Below are 21,949 nucleotides of genomic sequence, written 5' to 3'. Positions count from 1 at the left end.
GCTTCCGTTCTCGCGGCGCGGGGAACATGGCGCGATGTGTGGGCTGGAACACATCAGGCAGGCGCAGGTGGGGCATAGACTGAGGGCGTCCTGATTGCCAGCCCAAGGGAGGCCGCCATGGAAGCGCTCCGTTCGCGTCGCTTGCTCGACCGTGTTTCGCCGGCAGTGCTGGCCGATCTTCGCAGGATGCAGGCGGCCACCGAATGGGCCCTGGCACAGGCCGCGGCCGACCGGGTGCCGGTGGATCCGGCCGGCAAGGGGTTCGAATTTGCCCGCTATGATCCCGGCCTGAGAGGGTTTGTCGTGCTCCGGCTGCGAGGCCGGGTAAGCGGCGCCTGAGCCGCGCCCCGCACGACCGCGCGCCTGCGTGTCTTTCGCAGGCGGGCGCGCCGGCTCGTCTGATCCCTGCTTTTGTGATTCATCGGGATATTGATGGGCGCTCGATGGGCGCTTGATAGACGCTTCCAGCGGTGCATGTCGAGCACTTCCCGGGCGCATTCGCCGCCGCTCTGCGCAGCCCGCCCCCTGCATTCCCGCGCCCTGGCGTCCGAAGTTCACCCCGCTGCCCGCTAGCAGGCCCTCCACGGCGCGCCTTGCTATAATCCCGAATTACCCAAAATCATGCCGCCCTGGCTGTGCGTGCCTTTTCCCGTGTGCTTTTCCGGGAACGGGGCGTGCGGCGGAGGCGGCTCAACGCGTGACGGGGAGTTACGTGGCCGGAACCGATATCGCAGTGCAAAACGTCCCACCCGCAGGCAATGCCGTCTCGTCCGGCAGTTCGTTCCATGCCGCCATGAAGATCCTGCCTGCCGTGCAGCGGCAGGCGATGTTCGAGATCTATGCCTTCTGCCGGGCGGTGGACGATATCGCCGACGGCGATGACCCGCGTCCCGCGCGCCTGGCCGGGCTGGATGCCTGGCGCGCCGACCTGGCCGCCTGCTATGCCGGTTCGCCGCCGCCCGCCTTGCGCGGCTTGCATGCGCAGATCCAGCGCTTCGGGCTGCTGCAGGAGGATTTCCTGGCGGTCATCGATGGCATGGCCATGGATGTGGTGGGCGATGTGCGCGCGCCCGACGCCGCCACGCTGGACCTGTATTGCGATCGCGTGGCGAGCGCGGTTGGCCGGCTTGCGGTGCGCGTGTTCGGCATGGAGCGCGATGCCGGCGTGGCGCTGGCCTATCACCTGGGCCGTGCGCTGCAGCTGACCAATATCCTGCGCGACATCGACGAGGACGCCGGGCTGGGCCGCGTGTACCTGCCGGCCGAAGCGCTCACCAATGCTGGCGTGCCGCTGGGCGCGCCGCAGGCCATCGTCGGCCATCCGGCCGTGGGCCGCGCCTGCCTGGAAGTGGCGGGGCAGGCCCAGGCGCACTATGACAAGGCGTTCGCGATCATGGCGAACTGCCCGCGCCGCGTGGTGCGCTCGCCGCGCATCATGGGCGAGGTCTACCACGTGGTGCTGCAGCGCTTGCTGGCCCGCGGCTGGACCACGCCGCGCGAACGGGTGAGGGTGCCCCGCGCCCGCGCGCTCTGGATCCTGTTGCGGCACGGTCTCGTCTGAGGCGGTGCGCTGATTTGCCGCCGTACGCGGTCGCCGCCCGTCATGGGCCCGGCGAGCGTGCGGCATTGCTGTAATTTGCGTTGTTGAAGAGAGGACATCGAAACCGATGAGCCAAGTAGCAATATCCACCGATCCGGCCATCCCTGCGGCTGTCGCGCACGGCGCGCCGCAGGCGGGCGCGCTGGAAGGCGCGATCGGCCGCGCGCAGGACGCCCTGCTGGCGGCCCAGCAGCCGGACGGCCATTGGGTGTTCGAGCTGGAAGCCGACGCCACCATCCCGGCCGAGTACGTCCTGCTGGTGCATTACCTGGGCGAGACCGCCGATACCGTGCTGGAAGCGCGCATCGCGCGCTACCTGCGCCGCATCCAGAATGCCGACGGCGGCTGGCCGCTGTTCCACCAGGGCGCGTCCGACATCAGCGCCAGCGTGAAGGCGTATTTCGCGCTGAAGATGATCGGTGACGACCCCGATGCCGAGCACATGCGCCGCGCGCGCGCCTCCATTCATGCGCAGGGCGGCGCCGAGGGCAGCAATGTCTTCACCCGCACGCTGCTGGCGCTGTACGGCGTGATGCCGTGGCAGGCGGTGCCGATGATGCCGGTGGAGATCATGCTGCTGCCCCTGTGGTTCCCGTTCCATCTTTCCAAGGTGGCGTACTGGGCCCGCACGGTGATCGTGCCGCTGCTGGTGCTCAACAGCCTGCGTCCGCAGGCGCGCAATCCGCGCGGCGTGGGCATCGACGAGCTGTTCCTGCGCCCGTGCCAGGCCACGCGCCTGCCAGCCAAGGCGCCCCACCAGGGACGCGCGTGGTTCAGCTTCTTCCGCGTGGTCGATGCCGGCCTGCGCGTGGCCGAGCCGCTGTTCCCGCGCAGCCTGCGCAAGCGCGCCATCGACCGTGCGGAGCGGTTCGTGCGCGAACGCCTGAACGGCGAGGACGGCCTGGGCGCCATCTTCCCGGCCATGGCGAACGCCGTGATGATGTTCGACGTGCTGGGCGTGCCGAGGACCGATCCGGACGTGGCGATCGCGCGCGCGTCCGTCGAGAAGCTGCTGGTGGTGCATGGCGACGAAGCGTATTGCCAGCCTTGCCTGTCGCCGGTGTGGGACACCTCGCTGGCCAGCCATGCCCTGCTGGAAGCCGGCGGCGCGCGCGCCGAGGCGGCCGCCGAGCGCGGCCTGCAATGGCTGGTGCCGCTGCAGGAGCTGGACGTGCGCGGCGACTGGATCGTGCGGCGCCCGGACGTGCGCCCCGGCGGCTGGGCCTTCCAGTACGCCAATCCGCATTACCCGGACGTGGACGACACCGCCGTGGTGGCCATGGCCATGGACCGCGCCGCGCGCGTGGGCGCCGGCGCGCCCGCCGTGACGGCGGCCAGCCACCGCGAGCGCTATGGCGAAGCCGTTTCGCGCGCGCGCGAATGGGTCGAAGGCATGCAGAGCAGCAACGGCGGCTGGGGTGCCTTCGAGCCCGAGAACACGCACGAGTACCTCAACAACATTCCGTTCGCCGACCACGGCGCGCTGCTCGATCCGCCCACCGCCGATGTCTCGGCGCGCTGCCTGTCGATGCTGGCGCAGCTCGGCGAGAGCGCCACCAGCAGCGACGCCTTCAAGCGCGCGCTGCGCTACCTGCTGGACGAGCAGATGGCCGACGGCAGCTGGTATGGCCGCTGGGGCATGAACTATATCTACGGCACCTGGAGCGCCTTGTGCGCGCTCAACGCCGCGGGCATGGACCCGGAGGCGCCGGAGATGCGCCGCGCCGCCGAGTGGCTGATCTCGATCCAGAACGCCGACGGTGGCTGGGGCGAGGACGGCAGCAGCTACCGCCTCGACTACAAGGGCTACGAGCCCGCGCCGAGCGTGGCCTCGCAGACCGCGTGGGCGGTGCTGGCGCTGATGGCGGCCGGCGCCGTCGATCATCCGGCCGTGGCGCGCGGCATCGATTACCTGGTCGGCACGCAGCAGGCCGATGGCCTGTGGAACGAAGCGCGCTTCACCGCGGTGGGCTTCCCGCGCGTGTTCTACCTGCGTTACCACGGCTACGCGCGTTTCTTCCCGCTGTGGGCGCTGGCCCGCTTCCGCAACCTGCGCCGCGACGGCACGCGGGCGGTGGCGTGGGGGATGTAAGCACGGCAGTCCCGGCGCCGCGCCGCGCCGGTCCCATGCTCGTGGTGACCGGCATGCGCTTCGAGGCCCGCATTGCCGCGGGACCCGGCATCGAAACCCTGCATGGCCTGCGCGCCGAGGCGCTGGCGCAAGGCCTGCGCGAGCGCCTGGCGCAGCCCTGCGCCGGGGTGATCAGCTTCGGCGTGGCCGGCGGGCTGGATCCCGCGCTGCTGCCCGGCAAGGTGATCCTCGCCACCGGCATCCGCGCAGGCGCCAGCTTCTGGCCGGCCGATGCCGCCTGGCTGCGGGCGCTGTCCCGGTCTCTGCCCGATGCCGTCGCCGGCACGCTCGCCGGCGATGATTCACCGGTTACCTCCGTGGCCGCCAAGAGCGCGCTGCATGCCGCCACCGGCGCGCTGGCAGCCGACATGGAATCCCATATCGCAGCACGCATCGCGCACGAATACGGCGTCCCCTTCGCCGCCTGCCGCGTGGTGGTGGATCCGGCCGCGCGCGATGTCCCGCCCGCTGCGGTGGCCGGCATGGGTGCGGACGGCGGGACCGATATCTGGGCGGTATTGAAGTCTTTGCTGGCCGGGCCCGGCCAGTTGCCGGACCTGCTCAGGCTGGCGCGCGATGCGAAGCGCGCGAGGCTGGGGCTGGAAGCGGCACGGCGCCGCGTGGGAACGGGATTCGGGCTGGCCTGAACGGGGCTCGAACGGGCTTGATGGGGCTTGATGGGGCTTGCGCCGGAATCAGGACGATTCCGGCAGGCGGGCAGCCTGGGCGCTCCTCGGCGCCCGGGCCACCACAAGGCTGATGACTATTCCTTCCTGGTGCTCTCGTCCGGCGCCTTTTCCGCGCCGCCGGCTGGCGGCGGAACCGGTGCCGCCGTTGCCTCGGCCGGTGTAGCGGCCGGCGCAGAGGCCGGTGCAGAGGCCGGTGCGCCGGGCGCCGCGGCCGGCGCGGCATCCGCCGGCGCGTCGTCGTCTTCATATTGCGGCAGCTTGCCGCTGCCGCCGTCGATCAGGTACTGGCGCCGCTGCAGGTATCCATCCCGTACGAAACTGTATTTGTCCAGCGCCGCCAGCGTCAGCAGGTCGGTCGCGCCCAGCGCATTGGTGCGGGCATCGAGGAAACCCAGGAAGTACAGGCCGTAGCGGTAGTCCTGGTCGACCCACGTGGTGGGCGAGATCTGGAAGTTCACGTACAGGCCGATCCCGTCGCGGATCGAGCTGGGGCCGAACAGCGGCAGCACCAGGTACGGGCCCGAGGGTATGCCCCACACGCCCATGGTCAGGCCGAAGTCCTGTGCGTGCTTGCTAAGGCCGGCCGGCGTGGCGATATCGATCAGGCCGCCGATGCCGAGCGTGGAGTTGACGGCGATCCGCATGAAGGTCTCGGYCGCGTCGACGCCCTTGCCCTGCAGCACGTTGTTGACGAAATTGCCGACGTCGGCGAGGTTCGAGTAGAAGTTGGTGATGGCGGTGCGCACGGGCTGCGGCGTGACGGCGCGATAGCCCTTGGCCAATGGGGTCGCCACGTATTCGTCGGCCTTGTCATTGATCGTGAATATGACGCGGTTGAACGGCTCGATGGGGTCGTTCGGGCTGGCCTGGGGGCCGCTGGCGCAGGCTGTGGCCAGCAGCGCGAGGGACAGCGCCGGCAGCAGCCGGGTAATACTGGAGGGACGGTAATCGGAACGGGTCGTCATGGTTGGCGGGTTTTCAGTGGACCGGCCCCTTGGCAGGCGCGGACCGCTTGCGCGGCTTGCCCATCAGGATCGGCTGGAAGAAGACGGCGCCGGCCAGCGTGCACGCCAGCGCCAGCGCCAGCAGCTTGCCCATGCTGGCGGTGCCCGGATGCTGCGACAGCCAGAGGCTGCCGAAGGCGGTGGCGGTGGTGGCGGCGCTGAAGAGCACGGCGTGGGTCAGCGGCGATTGCAGCAGGTGCGTCTTGCCTTCGCGCCAGGCAATCACATAGTAGATCTTGAATGCCACGCCGATGCCGAACAGCAGCGGCAGCGCAATCACGTTGGCGAAATTGAGCGGGATGCCGAACACCACGCACAGCTCCAGCGTCAGCAGCGCCGAGACCAGCAGCGGCACCAGCGTGCGCAGCACGTCGCCCACGCGGCGCAGCGTCACCCACAGCAAGATGGTGATCGACACCACGGCCCACACGCCGGCCTGGGCGAAGGCGGTCATGATGGTGTCGGCCGAGCCGCGGATCGAGATCGGCCCGCCCACGGCATCCGGCGCAACGCCTTGCACGGCATCGATAAAGCGCTTGAGCGCGGCGTCGCGCAGATCGCTGTCGACGCTGGAGGCGTCGGCATCGCCGGGCTTGGCCGCGGCGGGGAGCTTGGGACTCACGCTGACCAGCGCCTGGCCGTCCGGTGCGACCCAGTCGCGCACCATGGCGGGCGGCAGCGATGCCTGCGTGACCGGCTGCGGCGACAGGGTGCGCTGCAGGCGCGCCAGCGCCAGGCGCAGCGGCAGGGCGATGGCCTGCTCCGCGCGGTCGCGCGTGGCGGCATCGGCGGCGGCGAGCTTGCGCAGCGACGCGGCCAGGTGGCTGGCCTGCGTCGCGCCGGGGCCGGGATGGTCTTCGGCGGCGAGCGCCAGCTGGCGCGCCGCGTTCTTGAGCGAGCTGACGCGGCGCTCGTCGTTGGCCGGCGTGGCCACGGTCTGCGTCAGCACCGGCATCAGGCTGGCGCTCGCATCGGCGATCAGCGCCAGCTTGGCCGGCTGGTCGTCGGGAATGAAGGTCTGCAGCGTGACCACGCGCGACACCTCGGGCAGCGCCGCCAGGCGGGCGGCGGCGGCCTTGGCGGCATCCAGCGAGGGGGTCAGCACATTGACATTGTCGGTGCCGGCCTGGGGCGCATCCTTGAGCGAGAGCAGCGTCGCCATCGATTCGGAGTGCGGATCCTTGAGGTGCAGCGGATCGAAATCGAAGCGCAGGTGCATCAGCAGCGGCGCGCCCGCCAGGATCACGCCGAGGGTGGCGATCAGGACCTGGGTGCGGTAGCGCTCGAAGAAGGCGTCGGCGGGCGCCAGCCACTTGAAGCCTGGCACGTCGAGCCGGCCGGCTTCGTCCTTCGGGCGCATCACGGTGATCAGCGCCGGCAGCAGGGTAATGGTGGTGCTGAAGGCCACCAGCATGCCCACGCCGGCGATCTTGCCCAGCTCCGCCACGCCGCGGTAGTCGGTCGGCAGGAAGCAGAAGAAGGCGGCCGCGGTGGCGGCCGCGGCCAGCGCGAGCGGCACGCCTACCGCCTTGGCGGCGCAGGCGAGCGCGTCGGGGATGTCGGGGTGTGTGTGGCGCTCGGCGCGGTAGCGCACGCCGAACTGGATGCCGAAGTCCACGCCCAGGCCGACGAACAGCACGGCGAAGGCGACCGAGATCATGTTCAGCGCGCCCACCATGGCCAGTCCCAGCGCGGCGGTGATGGCCAGGCCGACCAGCAGGCTGGCCAGCACCGCCATGATCAGCCGCTTGGAGCGCAGCGCCAGCCACAGGATCAGGATCACCACCAGCAGGGTCAGCACGCCGTTCATGGCGGCGCCTTCCTTGACCGAGGCGAACTCGTCGTCGGCCAGCGCCTGCGAGCCGGTCAGGTGCACGCTGGCGCCGAAGCGCTTGTCCAGCCCGAGCTTGAGCGCAGTGGCGCGGATGGCTTCGGCCGCGCCGGCGCCGGCCTGCAGGTCGGCGTAGTCGAGCACGGGGCTGAGCGCGACGAAGGACATCGCCGTGGCGCCGGGCGCCAGCTCCTGGCCGGAGTCGACCAGCCCGGTCCAGGACAGCGCGCCCGGCTTGCCGGCCAGCACCTGGTCGACCACCCCGGCGCTGCTGCCGAGCAGCTTGGCCATGTCGCCCAGCTTGATCTGACCCAGCTGCAGCGGCAGGTTCAGCGTGGTGGTGAGCGTGTCGGACAGGCCGCGCAGGGTCGGGTCGTGCGCCAGCGCGTTGAGCAGCGGGCGCGCCTGCTTGAGCTGGGAGGTCACGTCACGCAGCTTGGCGGTATCGAGGAAGAGCAGGCCGTTGTGCTCGAAGAAATCGCCGGCGCCGGGCTGGCTGACCGCGCGAAAGCGCGTGGTCTGCTGCCCGAGCGCCTTGGCCAGCTCGTCGGCGGCGGCATCGGCCAGCTCGGGGGCCGGCGCCTTCACCACGGCCAGGATCATCTGGTCGCGCTGGGGAAAGGCGGCGCTGACCGCGGCATCACGTTTCGCCCAGGGCTGGTCCGATTCCAGCAGGCGGCTGATATCGGTATTGATGGCGAAGTGCCGAGCCACATAGATACCGCTGACGATGGTCAGCAACAGCGCAAGCGCGATCACGGGCCAGGCGCGGCGGGTGGAGAACTTGACGATGCGAATGACCGACGACGTCAGCATGGGCGATATGGGGACCTGAGTGATGCGCTACGGCGGGCGCGGTAAAAGATACACGCGGAGGTACCGCGCACGGTACGCCGCAAGGTGCCGCTCTGGTCGCAATGCGAAGCCTCATGCAAGCGACAAGACGAAGCAAAGGCACAAAGCGGCAGCCGCGAGTATAACGGGACGGCACGGCATGGCGCTCGGGTACCGGGCCGCGCCGCGGTGCGCGCGAGGCGCCACGCGGGCGAGCCGGGCCCGGTGCGTGCCTGCGCCGGTACGCTATACTGCCCCGTCATGTGCGCGCAAGCCGTCTGCAGCCTGGCTTTTGTGGCGCTGAGGCGCGCTGCGGCACTCTCCATGTCTGGTTTCCTTGGCAAAGCCGCCGGACCCGTCCGACGGTCGACCCGACCGGCATTTTCAGGTCTAAATTCGCATGAAGACACACGGTATTGCTTTCCAGGCCCTGGTTCCGCTCGCGGCGGTGGCCATGGTATCGGCCGCGCAGGCGCAATCGGTGGACAAGTCCTCGCCGGACCGCCTGGTGCGGGCCGCGGTCGAGGGCGTGATCAGCACGATCCAGTCCAGCCCGGATACGCGCAGCGGCGACCTGGCCAAGATCACGGCCGTGGTGGAGCGCCAGTTCCTGCCCTACGCCGACTTCGAGCGTACCACCCGGCTGGCGGTGGGCAGCGCCTGGCGCAATGCCACGCCCGAGCAGCAGAAGCAACTCTACGAGCAGTTCCAGACCCTGCTGGTGCGCAGCTATGCGGTATCGCTGTCACAGTTGCGCGAGCAGAAGGTGAAATTCAGCTACAAGCCGGTCCTGGCCGCGGCCAATGCCACCGATGTGGTGGTGGAGACGCGGGTGCAGAACAACGGCGACGATATGCAGATCGACTACCGTCTGCAGCGCAGCGGCAACGGCTGGAAGATCTATGACATCAACATGATGGGGGCCTGGCTGATCGAGGTGTACCGCCGCCAGTTCGCCGACATCGTGGCGCGCAACGGCATCGACGGGCTGCTCAAGTACCTCGTCAACCACAACGCACGCCGGACCGCGGACGCCTGAGCGCCCGCCGGCAGCCGCGCCGGGCGGTACGCAAGGTACCGCGGCGCGGCGCTCCCGTCGGGGAGCGTCCCGGGTGCTTAGTGGGCGGCCGCCTTGCGCGTGGCGGCGTCGTTGGCTGCCTTGGCCTTGGAGCGGCCGATCTCTTCGAGCTTGATCTCGACGTGCTTCGAGAACACGTAGTCGGCGGGGCGCTGCTTGTCCAGCGGGATATCCGGGGCCATCGGGCCCGAGGTACGCACGCCGCGCAGGGACACGCCCAGCGCCTTGAGCGGATGGGAGATGGTGTCGGCCACGGCGGTGGCTTCGAAGCCGCTGTGTACCATGCAGTCGGCGCACTTTTCGTAGTTGCCGGTGCCGTAGGCGTCCCAGTCGGTGGTGTCCATCAATTCCTTGAAGGTCTTCACATAACCTTCGCCCAGCAGGTAGCACGGACGTTGCCAGCCGAACACCGTGCGCGCCGGGTTGCCCCAGGGCGTGCAGTGATAGGTCTGGTTGCCGGCCAGGAAGTCCAGGAACAGCGTGGACTGRCTGAATGCCCATTTCTTGCCGTTCTGGCCGCGCTGCAGGATGTCGCGGAACAGCTGCTTGGTCTTGCCGCGGTTCAGGAAGTGCTGCTGGTCCGGCGCGCGCTCGTAGGCATAGCCCGGCGACACGGTGATGCCATCCACGCCGATTTCCTTGACCGAGTCGAAGAACTTCGCGACCTTTTCCGGCTCGGCGTTGTTGAACAGCGTGCAGTTGATGTTGACCCGGAAGCCGCGCGCCTTGGCCGCGCGGATCGCCGCCACGGCGCGGTCGTAGACGCCTTCCTGGCTGACTGCGTGGTCGTGCATGTCGCGGTCGCCGTCCAGGTGGACCGACCACACGAAGTAGGGGTTGGGCTCGTACTGGTCCAGCTTCTTTTCCATCAGCAGCGCGTTGGTGCACAGGTAGACGAAGCGCTTGCGGGCGATGATGCCCCGCACGATCTCCGGCATGTCACGGTGCAGCAGCGGCTCGCCGCCGGCGATGGACACCACCGGCGCGCCGCATTCGTCGACGGCGCCCAGGCATTCCGCCACGGACAGGCGCTGGTTCAGGATTTCGTCCGGATAGTCGATCTTGCCGCAGCCGTTGCACGCCAGGTTGCATCGGAACAGGGGCTCGAGCATCAGCGCCAGGGGGTAGCGCTTGTTGCCGGACAGATGCTGCTTGACGACGTAGGCGCCCACGCGGGCGACTTGCAGAAAGGGAATGGCCATTTACTTCCTTCTTATATGGGGGCGGCCGGGCATTACCCGGCGGCGGTTTGCGGGTCCGGCTGCGGCGCGGCCTCGGGGGTGGCCTTGCTGGCAGCCGTGCGCTTGCGCGCGGGCGGGTCGGCCAGTTCGGCGGGCAGCCGGAATTCAGCGTGTTCCTCGCGGCCGTCCATGGTGGAGACTTCCACCGGACCCAGGCGGCGCAGCGTGGCGATCACGTCCATGACCATCTCCTCGGGGGCGGAGGCGCCAGCGGTGATGCCGACGACTTCGACGCCGCGCACCCATTCGGGGTTCAGCTCGCTGCCATCGGCGATCAGATAGCTGGGCACGCCGCTTTCCGTGCCGATTTCGCGCAGCCGGTTGGAGTTGGAGCTATTGGTGGCGCCGATCACGAGGATCAGTTCCACCTGTTTGGAGAGTTCGCGCACCGCGCTCTGGCGGTTTTGCGTTGCATAGCAAATGTCGCGCGTATCCGGCCCCACCAGATTGGCGAAGCGGCGGGTCAGCGCGGCAATGATATTACGTGTGTCGTCCACGCTGAGCGTGGTCTGCGTCACATAGGCGACCGGGGTGTCTTCCGGCAGCTCCAGCTCGGCGACTTCTGCCTCGCTCTGCACCAGGATCACCTTGCCCGGGATCTGGCCCATGGTGCCTTCGACTTCAGGGTGGCCGGCATGGCCGATCAGGATCACGGTGCGGCCGCTGGCGGCGTACTGGCGCCCCTGSGTRTGKACCTTGATCACSAGCGGGCAGGTCGCGTCGATCGAGTGCARCTSGCGGGTGCGTGCGTCGGCCTCGACGTCCTTGGATACGCCATGCGCGCTGAAAATGGTGACGGCGCCGCTAGGCACTTCGTCCAGTTCTTCGACGAAGCGCGCGCCTTTGCGCCTCAGTCCTTCTACAACGTGCTTGTTGTGCACGATTTCATGTCGCACGAACACCGGGGCACCGTGCTTGAGCAATGCGCGGTCTACAATCTCGATCGCGCGCACTACACCGGCACAGAAGCCACGGGGTTGAGCAAGAATCACCTGCATAAAGATAGGCCCCCCGACCCAGTCAACGGGTTCAGCATTAGTTGATATTCCGGAATCACTTTCCCGTCATACGGTGGTTACTATATACCCGTGCCGCAACCTTTGCCCGGCACCTGGCTTTCGCCAGCAACACTTTGAGGTTTTTTTCCGTGAGTAATATGACGTCAGGAGACTATGTGCTGGTAACCGGCGCCTCCGGCTTTCTCGGATCGGCGGTGGCACGACAGGCTCTGGCGCGCGGCTTCCGGGTGCGCGCGATGGTACGCGCCCAAAGCCCGCGGCGCAACCTTGACGGGTTGCCCGTGGAGATCGCGGAAGGCGACATGCGCGACGCGCGCGCGATGGAGGCAGCGCTCAGGGGCGTGCGCTACCTGTTCCATGTGGCGGCCGATTATCGCTTGTGGGCGCCGGATCCCGAGGAAATCGTCCGCACCAACGTGGCCGGCACCGAGGCCGTGATGGGCGCCGCGCAGACCTGCGGGGTGGAGCGCATCGTCTACACCAGCAGCGTGGCGACCCTGCGTGTCGCGGGCGCCACGGCGCCGGTCGCCGAAGATGCGCCGATGGGCGGCCACGAAGCCATTGGCGCTTACAAGCGCAGCAAGGTGCTGGCCGAGCGCGTGGTGGAGCGCATGGTGGCCCGCGACGGGCTGCCTGCGGTGATCGTCAATCCCTCCACGCCGATCGGTCCGCGCGACGTGCGGCCCACGCCGACCGGCCGCATCATCGTCGAGGCAGCCAGCGGCAAGATCCCGGCCTTCGTCGATACCGGCCTCAACCTGGTCCATGTGGACGACGTGGCCGCAGGCCACATGCTCGCGCTGGACCGCGGCGTCACCGGCGAGCGCTACATCCTGGGCGGGCAGGACGTCACCCTGCAGCAGATGCTGGCCGACCTCGCTGCCATGACGGGTCGGCGCCCGCCCACCATCAAGCTGCCGCGCTGGCCGCTCTATCCGCTGGCCTACGCGGCCGAAGCGGTGGCCCGCGTGACCGGCAAGGAGCCGTTCCTGACGGCCGACGGCCTGTCCATGTCGAAATACCAGATGTTCTTCAGCTCGGAAAAGGCGCGCCGGGTGCTTGGCTACCAGGCCAGGCCCTACCAGGAAGCGCTGCGCGAGGCACTGGAGTGGTTCCGCGGCGCAGGCTACCTGCGCTGAGCCCGGGCCGGGCAGGTCCCGGCCTGGCGCTCAGCCGCGCTGCGGCGCCTGCGAGCGGCCTTTCCACTGGCCGCCCTTGCGCAGCCAGTAGCGGCGCGCGGAGTCGACGGTCGCGCCCAGGTAGAACAGCGCGGTCAGCGGCAGCAGCGGCGCCAGCCACGGCGGCTGGCGGTATTCGCGCAGCATCGGCGCGTAGGCCAGCGACATCGCCAGCCAGGCCGCCCAGGCCGGCCACAGGCGCGCTCCGCCCGCCAGCGCCAGCACGGGCGGCGCCAGGTAGGTCAGCGCCATGCCGGCCACCGCGCCGGCAAGCAGCAGCGGCGAGTAGCGCAGCTGCGTGTAGGCGCTGCGGGTGATCATGTCCCACAGGCTGCGCCAGTCGTCGTAGGGACRCACCGAAACGCTGTCGTCGGCCAGGTCCAGGCGGATCGAACCGCCTTGCTTGATGCACGCCGCGAGGCTGCAGTCGTCGATCAGTTCCCCGCGGATCGCCTCGAACCCGCCGATGCGGGCCAGTGCCGTGCGCCGCGCCAGCATGCAGCCGCCCGCGGCGGCCGCCACCCGGCTGCGCTTGTCGTTGACATGGGCGAAGGGGTACAACTTGGCGAAGAAGAAGACAAAAGCCGGCACGATCATGCGCTCCCACCACGAGGCACAGCGCAGCCGCACCATCAGCGATACCAGGTCGCGCTGCTCGTGTTCCGCGCGGGCCACCAGCTGCTTCAGCACACCGGCGCCATGATGGATGTCGGCATCGGTCAGCCACACCCAGGCCGCGCCCGGTGCCAGCGCATCGGCTGCTTCCAGCCCTTGCGACTGGGCCCAGACCTTGCCGCTCCAGCCCGCCGGCAGATCCCGCGCCGTGATGACGCTCAGGGAATCCGCCTTGCCCAGCGCCGCGGCCGCGCTGCGCGCCTTGTCCGCGGTACCGTCGGTGCTGTGATCGTCCACCACCACCAGATGCAGCCGCGCGGGATAGTCCTGGCCCAGTGCGCTGGCCACGGCCCCGCCGATCACCGTCGCCTCGTTGCGGGCGGGAATGATGGCGACGACCTCCGGCCACCGCGCCGGCGCGGGCGCGGGGGCGGGCTTGCGCACGCGCCAGAAGCCGCCGCGGCCGGCCAGCAGCACGCACCAGATGGCGAGCGGGATCAGGGACAACAAGAACATCTCAAAGCACTCCGGAGGGGATATAAGTGAATTAAGCCGCGCTTAGCGCAGCCATCGCCGCGCGAGCCGGGCCAGTCTGGGCACCGTCTCGGGACGCAGCAGGCGGGGATCATAGCCTGCCATGCGTTTTTCGTTCTCGCTCAGGCAGAGTTCGATCATCTCGCGCGCGGACATGGTATTGCCCAGCGCGGCCGAACTGTTCATCGGGAAATTGGCGTCCTTGGCCGAGCCGTCGGCCTCGATGCTGCGGGCCATGCCGATGCGCTCCTTGATCAGGAACAGCCATACCCGCAGCACCTTGAGCATGTACAGGGGGCGTCGCCACCAGGGCAGGCTGCGGCGGTACCAGGCCGCCCAGTTGATGAAGAACAGGATATGGCGGCCTTCTTCCTGGATGACCGGCTCAAAGGTTTCCACCAGTTCGGCGGGGAAGAATCCCGATTTCCTGGCGGCGGCAAACAGGCCGAAGGCGAAAAAACTGTCGATGCACTCGCTGTAGCCGGTGGCGAGCCAGCCCCATTCCAGGTYGGCCGGCGGCAGGTACTCCGGCTCCGGTTCCAGCGCAATGCCGTACGCCTCCACCAGCCGCGATAACACCACCTTGTGGCGCGCCTCTTCGCTGCTATCCATCTCCAGCGCACTGCGCAGCAGCGGATCGGCCACGGTATCGGCAAACGCCTTGACGCGCACCGACGCACGGCCTTCGGTCTGCACGGCGATATCCCAGATCGGCAGGGAGGTGACGCGGTGCAGGGCATCGGGATCGAGCCGGGGCCAGTCGATCACGGCGGGTTTGTAGGGGTTATGCGTCTGCAGCAGCATATTGCAGAACATGCGCAAGTGCTGCTGCGACCCGATGCGGACCGGTCCGGGCTCGGGATCGGTCCAGTTGCGCATGTCGTAGTCCGCTTGATCGACCGCGGCTTTCGCGATGGTGGCTGCGACGGCAGTTGCCCGGGCCTCTGCACCGGATGCGTCGGTTCTGCTGGGTGCGGCAAGCGCGTCAGACATCCGGCTCCCCTGGCAATTGATGATTCGCGGTCATTCTAGCGTGGCCYGGGCCCCCGCGTGTGCGTGAGAGGCATCAGAGGGCGCGCATGCCAGCCGGGGAGCGGGTTCCCGGTGCGCCGGCGGCGCTTGGGCATGCCCGCCGGCGCCGGCGAGCCGGCAAGGCCCATCGATTGCGTCGCCAGTCGCGGGATGCGTTTGGGGCAGACATGTATTTGGGATATTTCTCACACAGCTTTGCGAAATAACCTAGTAACCCGCCGCCTCGACTGGTCTCAAATTGCCTTGGGTTTTAGCGGCGCTATCAACAAAAGTACCGATACGGCGTCGATTTCGAAAATCGAAGGATAACGAAGTCGGAGAAATCATGGATCTGCTGGATACGGAGGAAGCGAGCCGAATCACCATCACGGACCTTGGACGGCTCACCCAGGTGCTGAAGTGCGACTACGACGCGATCGTGACAAGCCAGGGCGACGGCTTCTGGCGGGTGCAGTTCCTGCTGGGCGGGCACATTTATATGCTGGGCACCGTGCGCGGCAGCATCCGGCGATGGCGCCAGCTCGACGCGGTGATCGCCTTCCTGCAGTCCAATTGCCGCGACAGCAAGCAGGTCCGGCTGCAAATCGGCCAGTGGATTTTTTCAAGGAGCTAGCTTATGCGTATCGGACGCGCAGACAGGCGATTCAGGCGAAGACGTTAATCCTGCCTTTATCCTTATTCACCGGGTTTAGGAATTCACGCCAGGGAACTGGCAGGCCACGGCCGGAAATCAAGACGCCCCTGCGATCTTTCGATCGGCAGGGGCGTCTTGCTGCTGAATCACGCCAGCACAGCCTCACGCCGCGTGGCCGCGAGGCGCCGCCGGCGCAACGCTCAGGCCTGGTATTGCACCGGCTCGCGGGACTGCATGCCCAGGCGGTAGTACAGCACCGTGAGTAGCACCAGCCATGCCGGGCCGATGTACAGCGCGATGCGCGTGTCGGGGAAGTAGGCCATCAGCGCCACCACGAGGCCGAGGAAGGCCAGCGCGATCCACGAGCCATAGGGCCAGAACGGCATGCGGAAGGCAAGCTTGCCGCGTTCGGCCGCCGACAGGCCCCGGCGAAAGTTCATCTGCGTGACCAGGATCACCGCCCAGGTCCAGATGGCGCCGAAGGTGGAGATCGAGGTCACCCACACGAACACCTTTTCCGGCACCAGGTAGTTCAGCAGCACGCCGCACAGCAGGGCGGCGATCGACACCAGCAGTGCGCGGCGCGGCACGCCATTGCGGTCCACCACGGCGAAGGCGCGCGGCGCCTGGCCTTGCTGGGCGAGGTTGTAGAGCATGCGGCCGGTGCTGAAGATGCCGCCGTTGCACGACGACAGCGCGGCGGTCAGCACCACGAAGTTGATGATGCCGGCGGCGGTCTTGATGCCCAGGCGCTCGAAGGTCATCACGAAGGGGCTGCCCTGCGTGCCGAGTTCGTTCCACGGGTAGATGGCGAGGATCACGAACAGCGCGCCCACGTAGAAGATCAGGATGCGCCAGAACACGGAGTTGATCGCGCCGGGAATCGACTTCTGCGGGTTCCTGGCCTCGCCGGCGGTCAGGCCGATCATTTCCACGCCGAGGTACGCGAACATCACCATCTGCAGGGACATCAGCACGCCGGTGGCGCCATTGGGCATGAAGCCGCCGTGCTGCCACAGGTTGGAGAGGCCCACGGCCACGCCGCCGTTGCCGAAGCCGGCCACGATCATGCCGGTGCCGCCGATCAGCATCAGCACGATGGTCACGATCTTGATCATGGCGAACCAGAACTCGAACTCGCCGTAGGCCTTGACCGCCAGCAGGTTGACCGAGCCCATCGAGGCCAGCGCGGCCAGCGCCCAGATCCAGCGCGGCACGTCGGGGAACCAGATGCCCATGTAGATGGCCACGGCCGTGATTTCGGCGATGCAGGTCACCAGCCACAGGAACCAGTAGTTCCAGCCGGTCAGGTAGCCGGCGAGCGGCCCCATGTAGTCCTGCGCGTAGCGGCAGAAGGAGCCTGCCACCGGGTTGTGCACGGCCATCTCGCCAAGCGCGCGCATGATCAGGAAAATCATGGCGCCGCCGATGATATAGGCCAGCATGATGGCCGGTCCCGCCATCTTGATGGCGTTGGCCGAGCCCAGGAACAGGCCGACGCCGATGGCCGAGCCCAGCGCCATCAGCCTGATCTGGCGTTCGCCCAGGCCGCGGTGCAGTGCTTCTGCTTTTTCACTCATTGATTGTCTCCGGTCGGTAATCGTCCGGCGCCGCCCTGGGTAAGGGCGGGCCGGTTGCTTCCAGACTTCCGCCGGACGGGTCGCGCAGGTGATGCGCGCCCGCCCGGCACCGCAAATGACAGGGCCATGCCGGGTAGGCATGTCCTGCCGTCAACCATGCAAACTACGCAATTGCCTGTCTGGAGATTCCGTGCCTGCGATCAGTCAATGCAGTGATGCGGTGCTGTTGAGCGGAAGTGGCGAGCAGATTAAAGACAATCGATCAGTATTTGTTTGTGAAATTTTGGCATCAAGCAGTAATAAATCCTGCGACGATGGTTTGGAGGTGCCTTTTTAGGCGCTTATGCGATGTGCGTGATGCGCTATGCGCGCGCGCCGGCGCTGCGCCATGCGCCCGGCGGCATGCCGAAACGCTGGGTAAAGCGGCGCGTGAAGGTGGTCTGGTCGGGAAAGCCGAGCATCAGCGCGATGTCTGCCAGGCCCTGGCTGTGGTCGGCAAGCAGGTGCGTGGCGTGGTCCAGCCGCAGGCGGGTCTGGTAACGGTGCGGCGTGTCGCCGAAGGCTTCGCAGAACAGGGTGTGGAAGCGCCGCACGCTCCAGCCGAAATGGGCCGCAAGCTGGCCGGCGCCCAGTGGCGCGTCGAGATGCCGGCGCAGGTAGGCGTCGATCTGCGCCACGGGAAAGGGGGCGAACTGGCCGCGTCCCGGCACGCCCAGGCCTTGCGCCAGGTCGCCCGCAAGCACGGTGGCCAGCTGCCAGTGATATTGGCGGGATGTGCTTCGACCCGGGGCTTGCGGCAGGGCGGCAATGCGCCGCACGCGCTCGGCCCAGCTATCGGCGACGGCAAAGGCCCGGGCGTGCCCGGTCAGCGCCGCGGGCAGCGCCAGCGAGCCCGGCGGCACGTCCAGCACCAGCTGGCGGTTGTCCGGCAGGCCGAGGAAGTCATGGCGCTCGCCAGCGGGGACGATCAGCCCGCTGCCGCGATCGAGCCGGTGCAGGTGGCCATCGATCTCCAGCTCGCTGGCGCCGTCCAGGCCGAACAGGACCTGGGCGTAGCCATGCCGATGCCAGTCTGGCTCCGGCTCGTAGATACGGGTCTCCACCAGCGGCGCCGGGCCTGCCAGCGAGGGTGCGGCGGCTTTATCGCGCGGTGGCATGGCCGGTACTTCCGCGCGGCGCGGCGCGCTGGCTGGTCTGGCAAAGCCACACCCCGAGCCCGGCCACGGCGAGCCCCAGCAACTGCAGGGCGCCAAGCCTGTCGCCGAACAGCAGCCACGCCTGCAGCGCGGCCAGCGGCGGCGCCAGGAACATCAGCGAGGCGGCGGTCGCCGCCTGGCCGCGCCGGACGATGCGCAGCAGGAGATAGGTGCCGGCGCCGGAAAGCACCAGCGCCGCCCAGCCCAGCGCCGACCACAGGGCCAGGCCGGGCTGCCAGTGCGTCTCCCCGAGCAGCCAGGCCAGCGCGCCGGCCACCAGGGCGCCGCCCACGTTTTGCCACGCCGAACTGGCGCGCAGGTCGGCCGTGGCAATCGAGGTCTTCTGCAGGATGGTGCCCATGGTGATGGAAAGGATGGAAAGCAAGGCCACCAGCACCACCCAGGGCGAGACCGGGCTCGGCGCGCTGGCCAGGGTGGCGGGAGCCACCACCAATACTACGCCGAGCGAACCCAGCGCAAGGCCGCCCCAGCCCTGGCGCGACGGGAACTCGCCCAGCAGCGGGATCGCCAGCAGCGCCGTCAGCAGCGGCTGCAAGGCCCCGAGCAAGGCCATCGCCGAAGGCGCAAGCCCGTGCGCGATGGCCCAATAGCCGCCGCACAGATAGCTGCCGTGCAGCAGCGCGCCCGCCAGCAGGTGTTTCGGGACGTCGCGCAGTGCCGGCCAGCGCGCGCCGCCGGCCAGCGCGACAATCGCGAACATCAGCGCCGCCAGGCCGAAGCGGGCCAGCAGGAACAGGCTGGGTTGCGCCACCGGCACGATGGCCCGGCCCACGATGAAGCCGGTCGACCAGATCAGCACAAAGCCGAGGCTGGACAGCCAGGAAGAGGACAGCCAGGAAGAGGACAGGGGGAAGCGGGAGGGCGACATGGCATCGGCGCGGCGAGGCGCGCAAGGACAACGACGCGCGCAGCTTAGTGGGCCCGCCGCCGCGCCGTCTTGGCAAATCCGGCAATCGTGGCCAAAGGCCTTCGCTCACCGGCGAGCCGGCCGGCGCGGCCTGGGTTTATAGTTGCCGCTGGATTTTCGCCGGCGGCATTGCCGCCACGCCTTTCACCCTTGCCCATTTTTCCTCCGCCCATGTCCGAACCCCTGCTGGATCGCGTCCTCCTCACCAATGACGATGGCATCGATGCCCCCGGCCTGGCCGTGCTAGAAGCCGTGGCCGCCACGCTGGCGCGCGAAGTCTGGGTCGTCGCGCCCGAGCACGACCAGAGCGGCACTTCCCATTCGATCAGCCTGCACGCGCCGCTGCGCTTCAGCCAGCAAGGCGAGCGCCGCTTCGGCGTCAGCGGCACGCCGGGCGACTGCGTGGTCATGGCCGCGCGCCACCTGATGGCCGACGCCCCGCCCAGCCTGGTCCTCTCCGGCATCAATCGCGGCGCCAACCTTGGCCTCGAGACCGTGTTCTCCGGCACCGTGGGCGCCGCCATGACCGGCATCCTGCTGGGCATTCCGTCCATCGCGCTGAGCCAGGCTTTCACCGACCGCAACGCCGTGCGCTGGGAAACCGCCCGCGCCCTGGCCCCGGACGTCATCCGCCGCCTGCTCGCCGCCGGCTGGAGCGACCAGGCCTGCCTGAACGTCAACTTCCCCGACGTCGATCCCGATGCCGCCGGCCCGCTCACCGTCACGCGGCAGGGCCTTGGCCTGGTCAAGGACATCGCCGTGCGGGCGCATGTCGACCCGCGCGGCATTCCCTACCACTGGCTGCAATTCTCGCGCGCGCCGCGGCCCGACACGCAGGACAGCGAAGCCGTGGTGATCGGCCGGGGCGGGATTTCGGTGACGCCGCTGCGCTTCGAGCGCACCGATGACGAGGCGGCGCAGGGGCTGGTGGGGCGCCTGGCCTGAGGCAAGGCGCGTGGTGCAGGATCGGCTTTGGTTTGATAATGTGGCAATTCTGCATGCCCTTATCAATCCAGCTTTGAATGTACTCACTCGACGACCTCAAGCTCTTCGTCCGCACCGCCGAGCTTGAAAACCTCTCGGCCGCGGCGCGCGAGCTCGGGCGTACGGCCGCCACCGCGAGCGCGGCGCTGATCCGCCTGGAGCACCGCCTGAGCGCGCGGCTGTTCGCGCGGACCACCCGCCGCATGCGGCTGACCGAGGAGGGGCGGGTGTTCCTGGAGGCGGCGCGCAAGGCGCTGGCGGCCCTCGAGGAGGGCGAGGGCGCGCTGGCGGAGCAGCGCGAGGAACTGGCCGGTGCGCTGCGGCTGTCGGCGCCGGCCGACCTCGGACGCACCTTGCTGCGCGGCTGGCTGGACGATTTCCTGCTGGCGCACCCGCAGCTTTCGCTGGAGCTGTCGGTGGGCGACACGCTGGCCGACCTGTATCGCAGCAACGTCGACCTGGCGGTGCGGGTGGGATGGCTGGAGGATTCCGGCCTGGTGCGACGCCAGCTTGCGCTTACGCGTCGCGTGGCGGTGGCCGCGCCGGCCTATCTGGCCGCGCATGGCACCCCGGCTTCGCCCGAAGCGCTGGCGCAGCACCAGATGCTGTGCCTGGCGCCCGGCGGGCAGTCGCGCATGCGCTGGCCGTTCCGGTCGCGGCAGGCGCGGCTCGAAGTCGAAGCGAGCGGGCGGCGCACCAGCGACGACGGCGCCGTGGTGCGCGACTGGGCGCTGGCGGGCCACGGCATCGCGTTCAAGAACTGGTTCGATGTGGCCGCCGACGTGAGCACCGGGCGCCTGGTGCTGCTGTTTCCCGGCTGGTACGAAGACAGCATTCCCCTGCAGCTGGTGTTCCTGCAGAGCCGGTTTCCATCCTACCGGCAGCGACGCCTGATCGAGTTCCTGCAGGTCCGATTTGCGGCGTTCGACACGGAGTACCCTTTCCCGGGCTAGCTTTCCCGTCGCATCCGCGCTCCGTGGCGGGCGGTTCGCAGTGGCGCGATATATATCGCAACGTGATGTAAATGGGGCGCGATTCGACGACGGGAAGCGACGCTGCGAGGGGATCGCCGGGCCGCTCGCGCGCCCGGCATTGTCTGTTTCACTGGCTTGCCGCGCGCCCGGCTCCGAGGTCGCGCCACAAGGACGCGTCGTGCGATCCGGTCTCGCCGAAATAGCAGAGTATGGCGGTGCCGCTCCCGTATTCGGTGTCGCGCACGGTGAACGCACCCGACAGGCAGATGAACATGGTCATGCCAGCCAGGACGGCAAGCAGGCACAGTGTAAGTAGCGACAGTTTTTGCATGGCTAACCTTCAGGCGGTCATCGGGGGCGCGGGAGCCGGACCCATCGGCGCGCATCCCGTTCGTCAATAGCCGCTTGCCTGTCTGTTTTCTCCGTGGGGCACGGTTGTCAGAAGCGGCGCTCCTGCACCATTACGCATTTCTCGTGCCGGAGGCGGTGGTGGGGAAAAAGCACCACGTTGTGCGCCAGGAGCGGCCTGCCGCCAGCAAGCTGTTGGCCGCCGGCAGACAGGTTTTGCGCATTGTGTGCGTTGCGCGGCGACAGCGTGGCGCCGCTCACTCCACCACGTCGCCAACCCATACGCGGTCGAAGCTGGCCGCGGCCTCGTGCTGGATCTTGCGTACCGTCTCGGCGTCCGCGGCTTCGTACTCGCAGACCATGCGCTTGCGGTCGGAGGCGATCAGGCTGCGTTTCCAGGTGACGTTGTAGAGCGCGAGGCACGGGCGCTCGCGGTCGGCCACGATCTTCATGTCCTCATCGGACTGGGGCGTGGCAAAGCTGCGTTCAACGATGATGCGTGACATGGCGGGACTCCTT

At 68.5% G+C, this 21,949-nt stretch carries 21 protein-coding genes; 10 read left to right on the top strand and 11 right to left on the bottom strand.

Annotation, left to right across the window (positions count from 1 at the left end):
* The first annotated feature begins 117 nt into the window (after positions 1-117).
* From AC1DK4_RS00695 to AC1DK4_RS00680, 4 genes are all read left to right on the top strand, one after another.
* The gene (locus tag AC1DK4_RS00695; RefSeq protein WP_441615020.1) at positions 118-339 is read left to right on the top strand and encodes a hypothetical protein; all 222 of its coding nucleotides are present in this window, start codon (positions 118-120) and stop codon (positions 337-339) included.
* Positions 340-712: 373 nt separating this feature from the next.
* Positions 713-1,561 carry a presqualene diphosphate synthase HpnD gene (gene hpnD, locus AC1DK4_RS00690; protein ID WP_441615018.1) on the top strand — a complete coding sequence of 283 codons (849 nt, stop codon included), beginning with the start codon at positions 713-715 and terminating at the stop codon, positions 1,559-1,561.
* A 106-nt stretch (positions 1,562-1,667) separates the two neighbouring features.
* The gene (shc, locus tag AC1DK4_RS00685; RefSeq protein ID WP_441615016.1) at positions 1,668-3,692 is read left to right on the top strand and encodes a squalene--hopene cyclase; all 2,025 of its coding nucleotides are present in this window, start codon (positions 1,668-1,670) and stop codon (positions 3,690-3,692) included.
* A 35-nt stretch (positions 3,693-3,727) separates the two neighbouring features.
* Positions 3,728-4,378, top strand: coding sequence for a phosphorylase (locus tag AC1DK4_RS00680; RefSeq protein ID WP_441615015.1), 651 nt, complete (start codon positions 3,728-3,730; stop codon positions 4,376-4,378).
* Positions 4,379-4,494: 116 nt separating this feature from the next.
* Here AC1DK4_RS00680 and AC1DK4_RS00675 read toward each other — a convergent pair whose 3' ends face one another.
* Positions 4,495-5,385: an MlaA family lipoprotein gene (locus AC1DK4_RS00675; protein WP_477131362.1), complete on the bottom strand. Its 891-nt coding sequence runs from the start codon at positions 5,383-5,385 to the stop codon at positions 4,495-4,497.
* A 13-nt stretch (positions 5,386-5,398) separates the two neighbouring features.
* The gene (gene hpnN / locus AC1DK4_RS00670; RefSeq protein WP_441615011.1) at positions 5,399-8,071 is read right to left on the bottom strand and encodes a hopanoid transporter HpnN; all 2,673 of its coding nucleotides are present in this window, start codon (positions 8,069-8,071) and stop codon (positions 5,399-5,401) included.
* A 418-nt stretch (positions 8,072-8,489) separates the two neighbouring features.
* Here hpnN and AC1DK4_RS00665 point away from each other — a divergent pair, with 418 nt between their 5' ends.
* Positions 8,490-9,128: an MlaC/ttg2D family ABC transporter substrate-binding protein gene (locus tag AC1DK4_RS00665; RefSeq protein ID WP_441615009.1), complete on the top strand. Its 639-nt coding sequence runs from the start codon at positions 8,490-8,492 to the stop codon at positions 9,126-9,128.
* Between the two features lie 77 nt (positions 9,129-9,205).
* On the opposite strand, the gene hpnH is transcribed toward AC1DK4_RS00665, so the two are convergent.
* Together hpnH and ispH are read right to left on the bottom strand one after the other, a co-directional pair.
* The gene (gene hpnH, locus AC1DK4_RS00660) at positions 9,206-10,369 is read right to left on the bottom strand and encodes an adenosyl-hopene transferase HpnH (protein ID WP_441615007.1); all 1,164 of its coding nucleotides are present in this window, start codon (positions 10,367-10,369) and stop codon (positions 9,206-9,208) included.
* Positions 10,370-10,401: 32 nt separating this feature from the next.
* Positions 10,402-11,406 (bottom strand): 4-hydroxy-3-methylbut-2-enyl diphosphate reductase, encoded by a 1,005-nt coding sequence (ispH, locus tag AC1DK4_RS00655; protein WP_477131361.1) that lies wholly within the window; start codon positions 11,404-11,406, stop codon positions 10,402-10,404.
* Between the two features lie 158 nt (positions 11,407-11,564).
* On the opposite strand from ispH, the gene hpnA reads away from it, so the two are divergent.
* Positions 11,565-12,566 carry a hopanoid-associated sugar epimerase gene (gene hpnA, locus AC1DK4_RS00650; protein ID WP_441615004.1) on the top strand — a complete coding sequence of 334 codons (1,002 nt, stop codon included), beginning with the start codon at positions 11,565-11,567 and terminating at the stop codon, positions 12,564-12,566.
* Positions 12,567-12,596: 30 nt separating this feature from the next.
* Here hpnA and AC1DK4_RS00645 read toward each other — a convergent pair whose 3' ends face one another.
* Together AC1DK4_RS00645 and AC1DK4_RS00640 are read right to left on the bottom strand one after the other, a co-directional pair.
* Positions 12,597-13,736, bottom strand: a complete 1,140-nt coding sequence (locus tag AC1DK4_RS00645) for a glycosyltransferase (RefSeq protein WP_477131360.1) — start codon at positions 13,734-13,736, stop codon at positions 12,597-12,599.
* 42 nt (positions 13,737-13,778) lie between these two features.
* Positions 13,779-14,747: a ferritin-like domain-containing protein gene (locus AC1DK4_RS00640; protein ID WP_477131359.1), complete on the bottom strand. Its 969-nt coding sequence runs from the start codon at positions 14,745-14,747 to the stop codon at positions 13,779-13,781.
* 364 nt (positions 14,748-15,111) lie between these two features.
* On the opposite strand from AC1DK4_RS00640, the gene AC1DK4_RS00635 reads away from it, so the two are divergent.
* On the top strand, positions 15,112-15,399 hold the full coding sequence (locus tag AC1DK4_RS00635) for a hypothetical protein (RefSeq protein WP_441614998.1): 288 nt from the start codon (positions 15,112-15,114) through the stop codon (positions 15,397-15,399).
* A gap of 221 nt (positions 15,400-15,620) precedes the next feature.
* Here the strand turns inward: AC1DK4_RS00635 and AC1DK4_RS00630 are convergent, their stop codons facing one another.
* A complete protein-coding gene (locus AC1DK4_RS00630) occupies positions 15,621-17,000 on the bottom strand; it encodes an amino acid permease (protein WP_441614996.1) in 1,380 nt (459 codons plus the stop codon).
* A gap of 190 nt (positions 17,001-17,190) precedes the next feature.
* Here AC1DK4_RS00630 and AC1DK4_RS00625 point away from each other — a divergent pair, with 190 nt between their 5' ends.
* Positions 17,191-17,337, top strand: coding sequence for a hypothetical protein (locus AC1DK4_RS00625; protein WP_441614994.1), 147 nt, complete (start codon positions 17,191-17,193; stop codon positions 17,335-17,337).
* A gap of 25 nt (positions 17,338-17,362) precedes the next feature.
* Here AC1DK4_RS00625 and AC1DK4_RS00620 read toward each other — a convergent pair whose 3' ends face one another.
* Together AC1DK4_RS00620 and AC1DK4_RS00615 are read right to left on the bottom strand one after the other, a co-directional pair.
* Positions 17,363-18,157 carry a helix-turn-helix transcriptional regulator gene (locus AC1DK4_RS00620; protein WP_441614992.1) on the bottom strand — a complete coding sequence of 265 codons (795 nt, stop codon included), beginning with the start codon at positions 18,155-18,157 and terminating at the stop codon, positions 17,363-17,365.
* Positions 18,141-19,085: a DMT family transporter gene (locus tag AC1DK4_RS00615; protein WP_441614990.1), complete on the bottom strand. Its 945-nt coding sequence runs from the start codon at positions 19,083-19,085 to the stop codon at positions 18,141-18,143. The genes AC1DK4_RS00620 and AC1DK4_RS00615 overlap by 17 nt, the downstream gene beginning before the upstream one ends.
* Before the next feature lie 210 nt (positions 19,086-19,295).
* Between AC1DK4_RS00615 and surE the strand changes: the two genes are divergently transcribed.
* Positions 19,296-20,069, top strand: coding sequence for a 5'/3'-nucleotidase SurE (gene surE / locus AC1DK4_RS00610; protein ID WP_441614988.1), 774 nt, complete (start codon positions 19,296-19,298; stop codon positions 20,067-20,069).
* Between the two features lie 77 nt (positions 20,070-20,146).
* A complete protein-coding gene (locus AC1DK4_RS00605; protein ID WP_441614986.1) occupies positions 20,147-21,061 on the top strand; it encodes a LysR family transcriptional regulator in 915 nt (304 codons plus the stop codon).
* A 148-nt stretch (positions 21,062-21,209) separates the two neighbouring features.
* Here the strand turns inward: AC1DK4_RS00605 and AC1DK4_RS00600 are convergent, their stop codons facing one another.
* Both AC1DK4_RS00600 and AC1DK4_RS00595 read right to left on the bottom strand, forming a co-directional pair.
* Positions 21,210-21,413 (bottom strand): hypothetical protein, encoded by a 204-nt coding sequence (locus AC1DK4_RS00600; RefSeq protein ID WP_441614984.1) that lies wholly within the window; start codon positions 21,411-21,413, stop codon positions 21,210-21,212.
* A 274-nt stretch (positions 21,414-21,687) separates the two neighbouring features.
* A complete protein-coding gene (locus AC1DK4_RS00595; RefSeq protein ID WP_441614982.1) occupies positions 21,688-21,936 on the bottom strand; it encodes a nickel-binding protein in 249 nt (82 codons plus the stop codon).
* Between the last annotated feature and the right edge of the window lie 13 nt (positions 21,937-21,949).

The sequence above is a fragment of the Cupriavidus sp. 05N38 genome, from assembly GCF_056397345.1.
The sequence above is the reverse complement of the archived record's forward strand: the minus strand, read 5'-3'. Positions and strand labels throughout refer to the sequence as shown.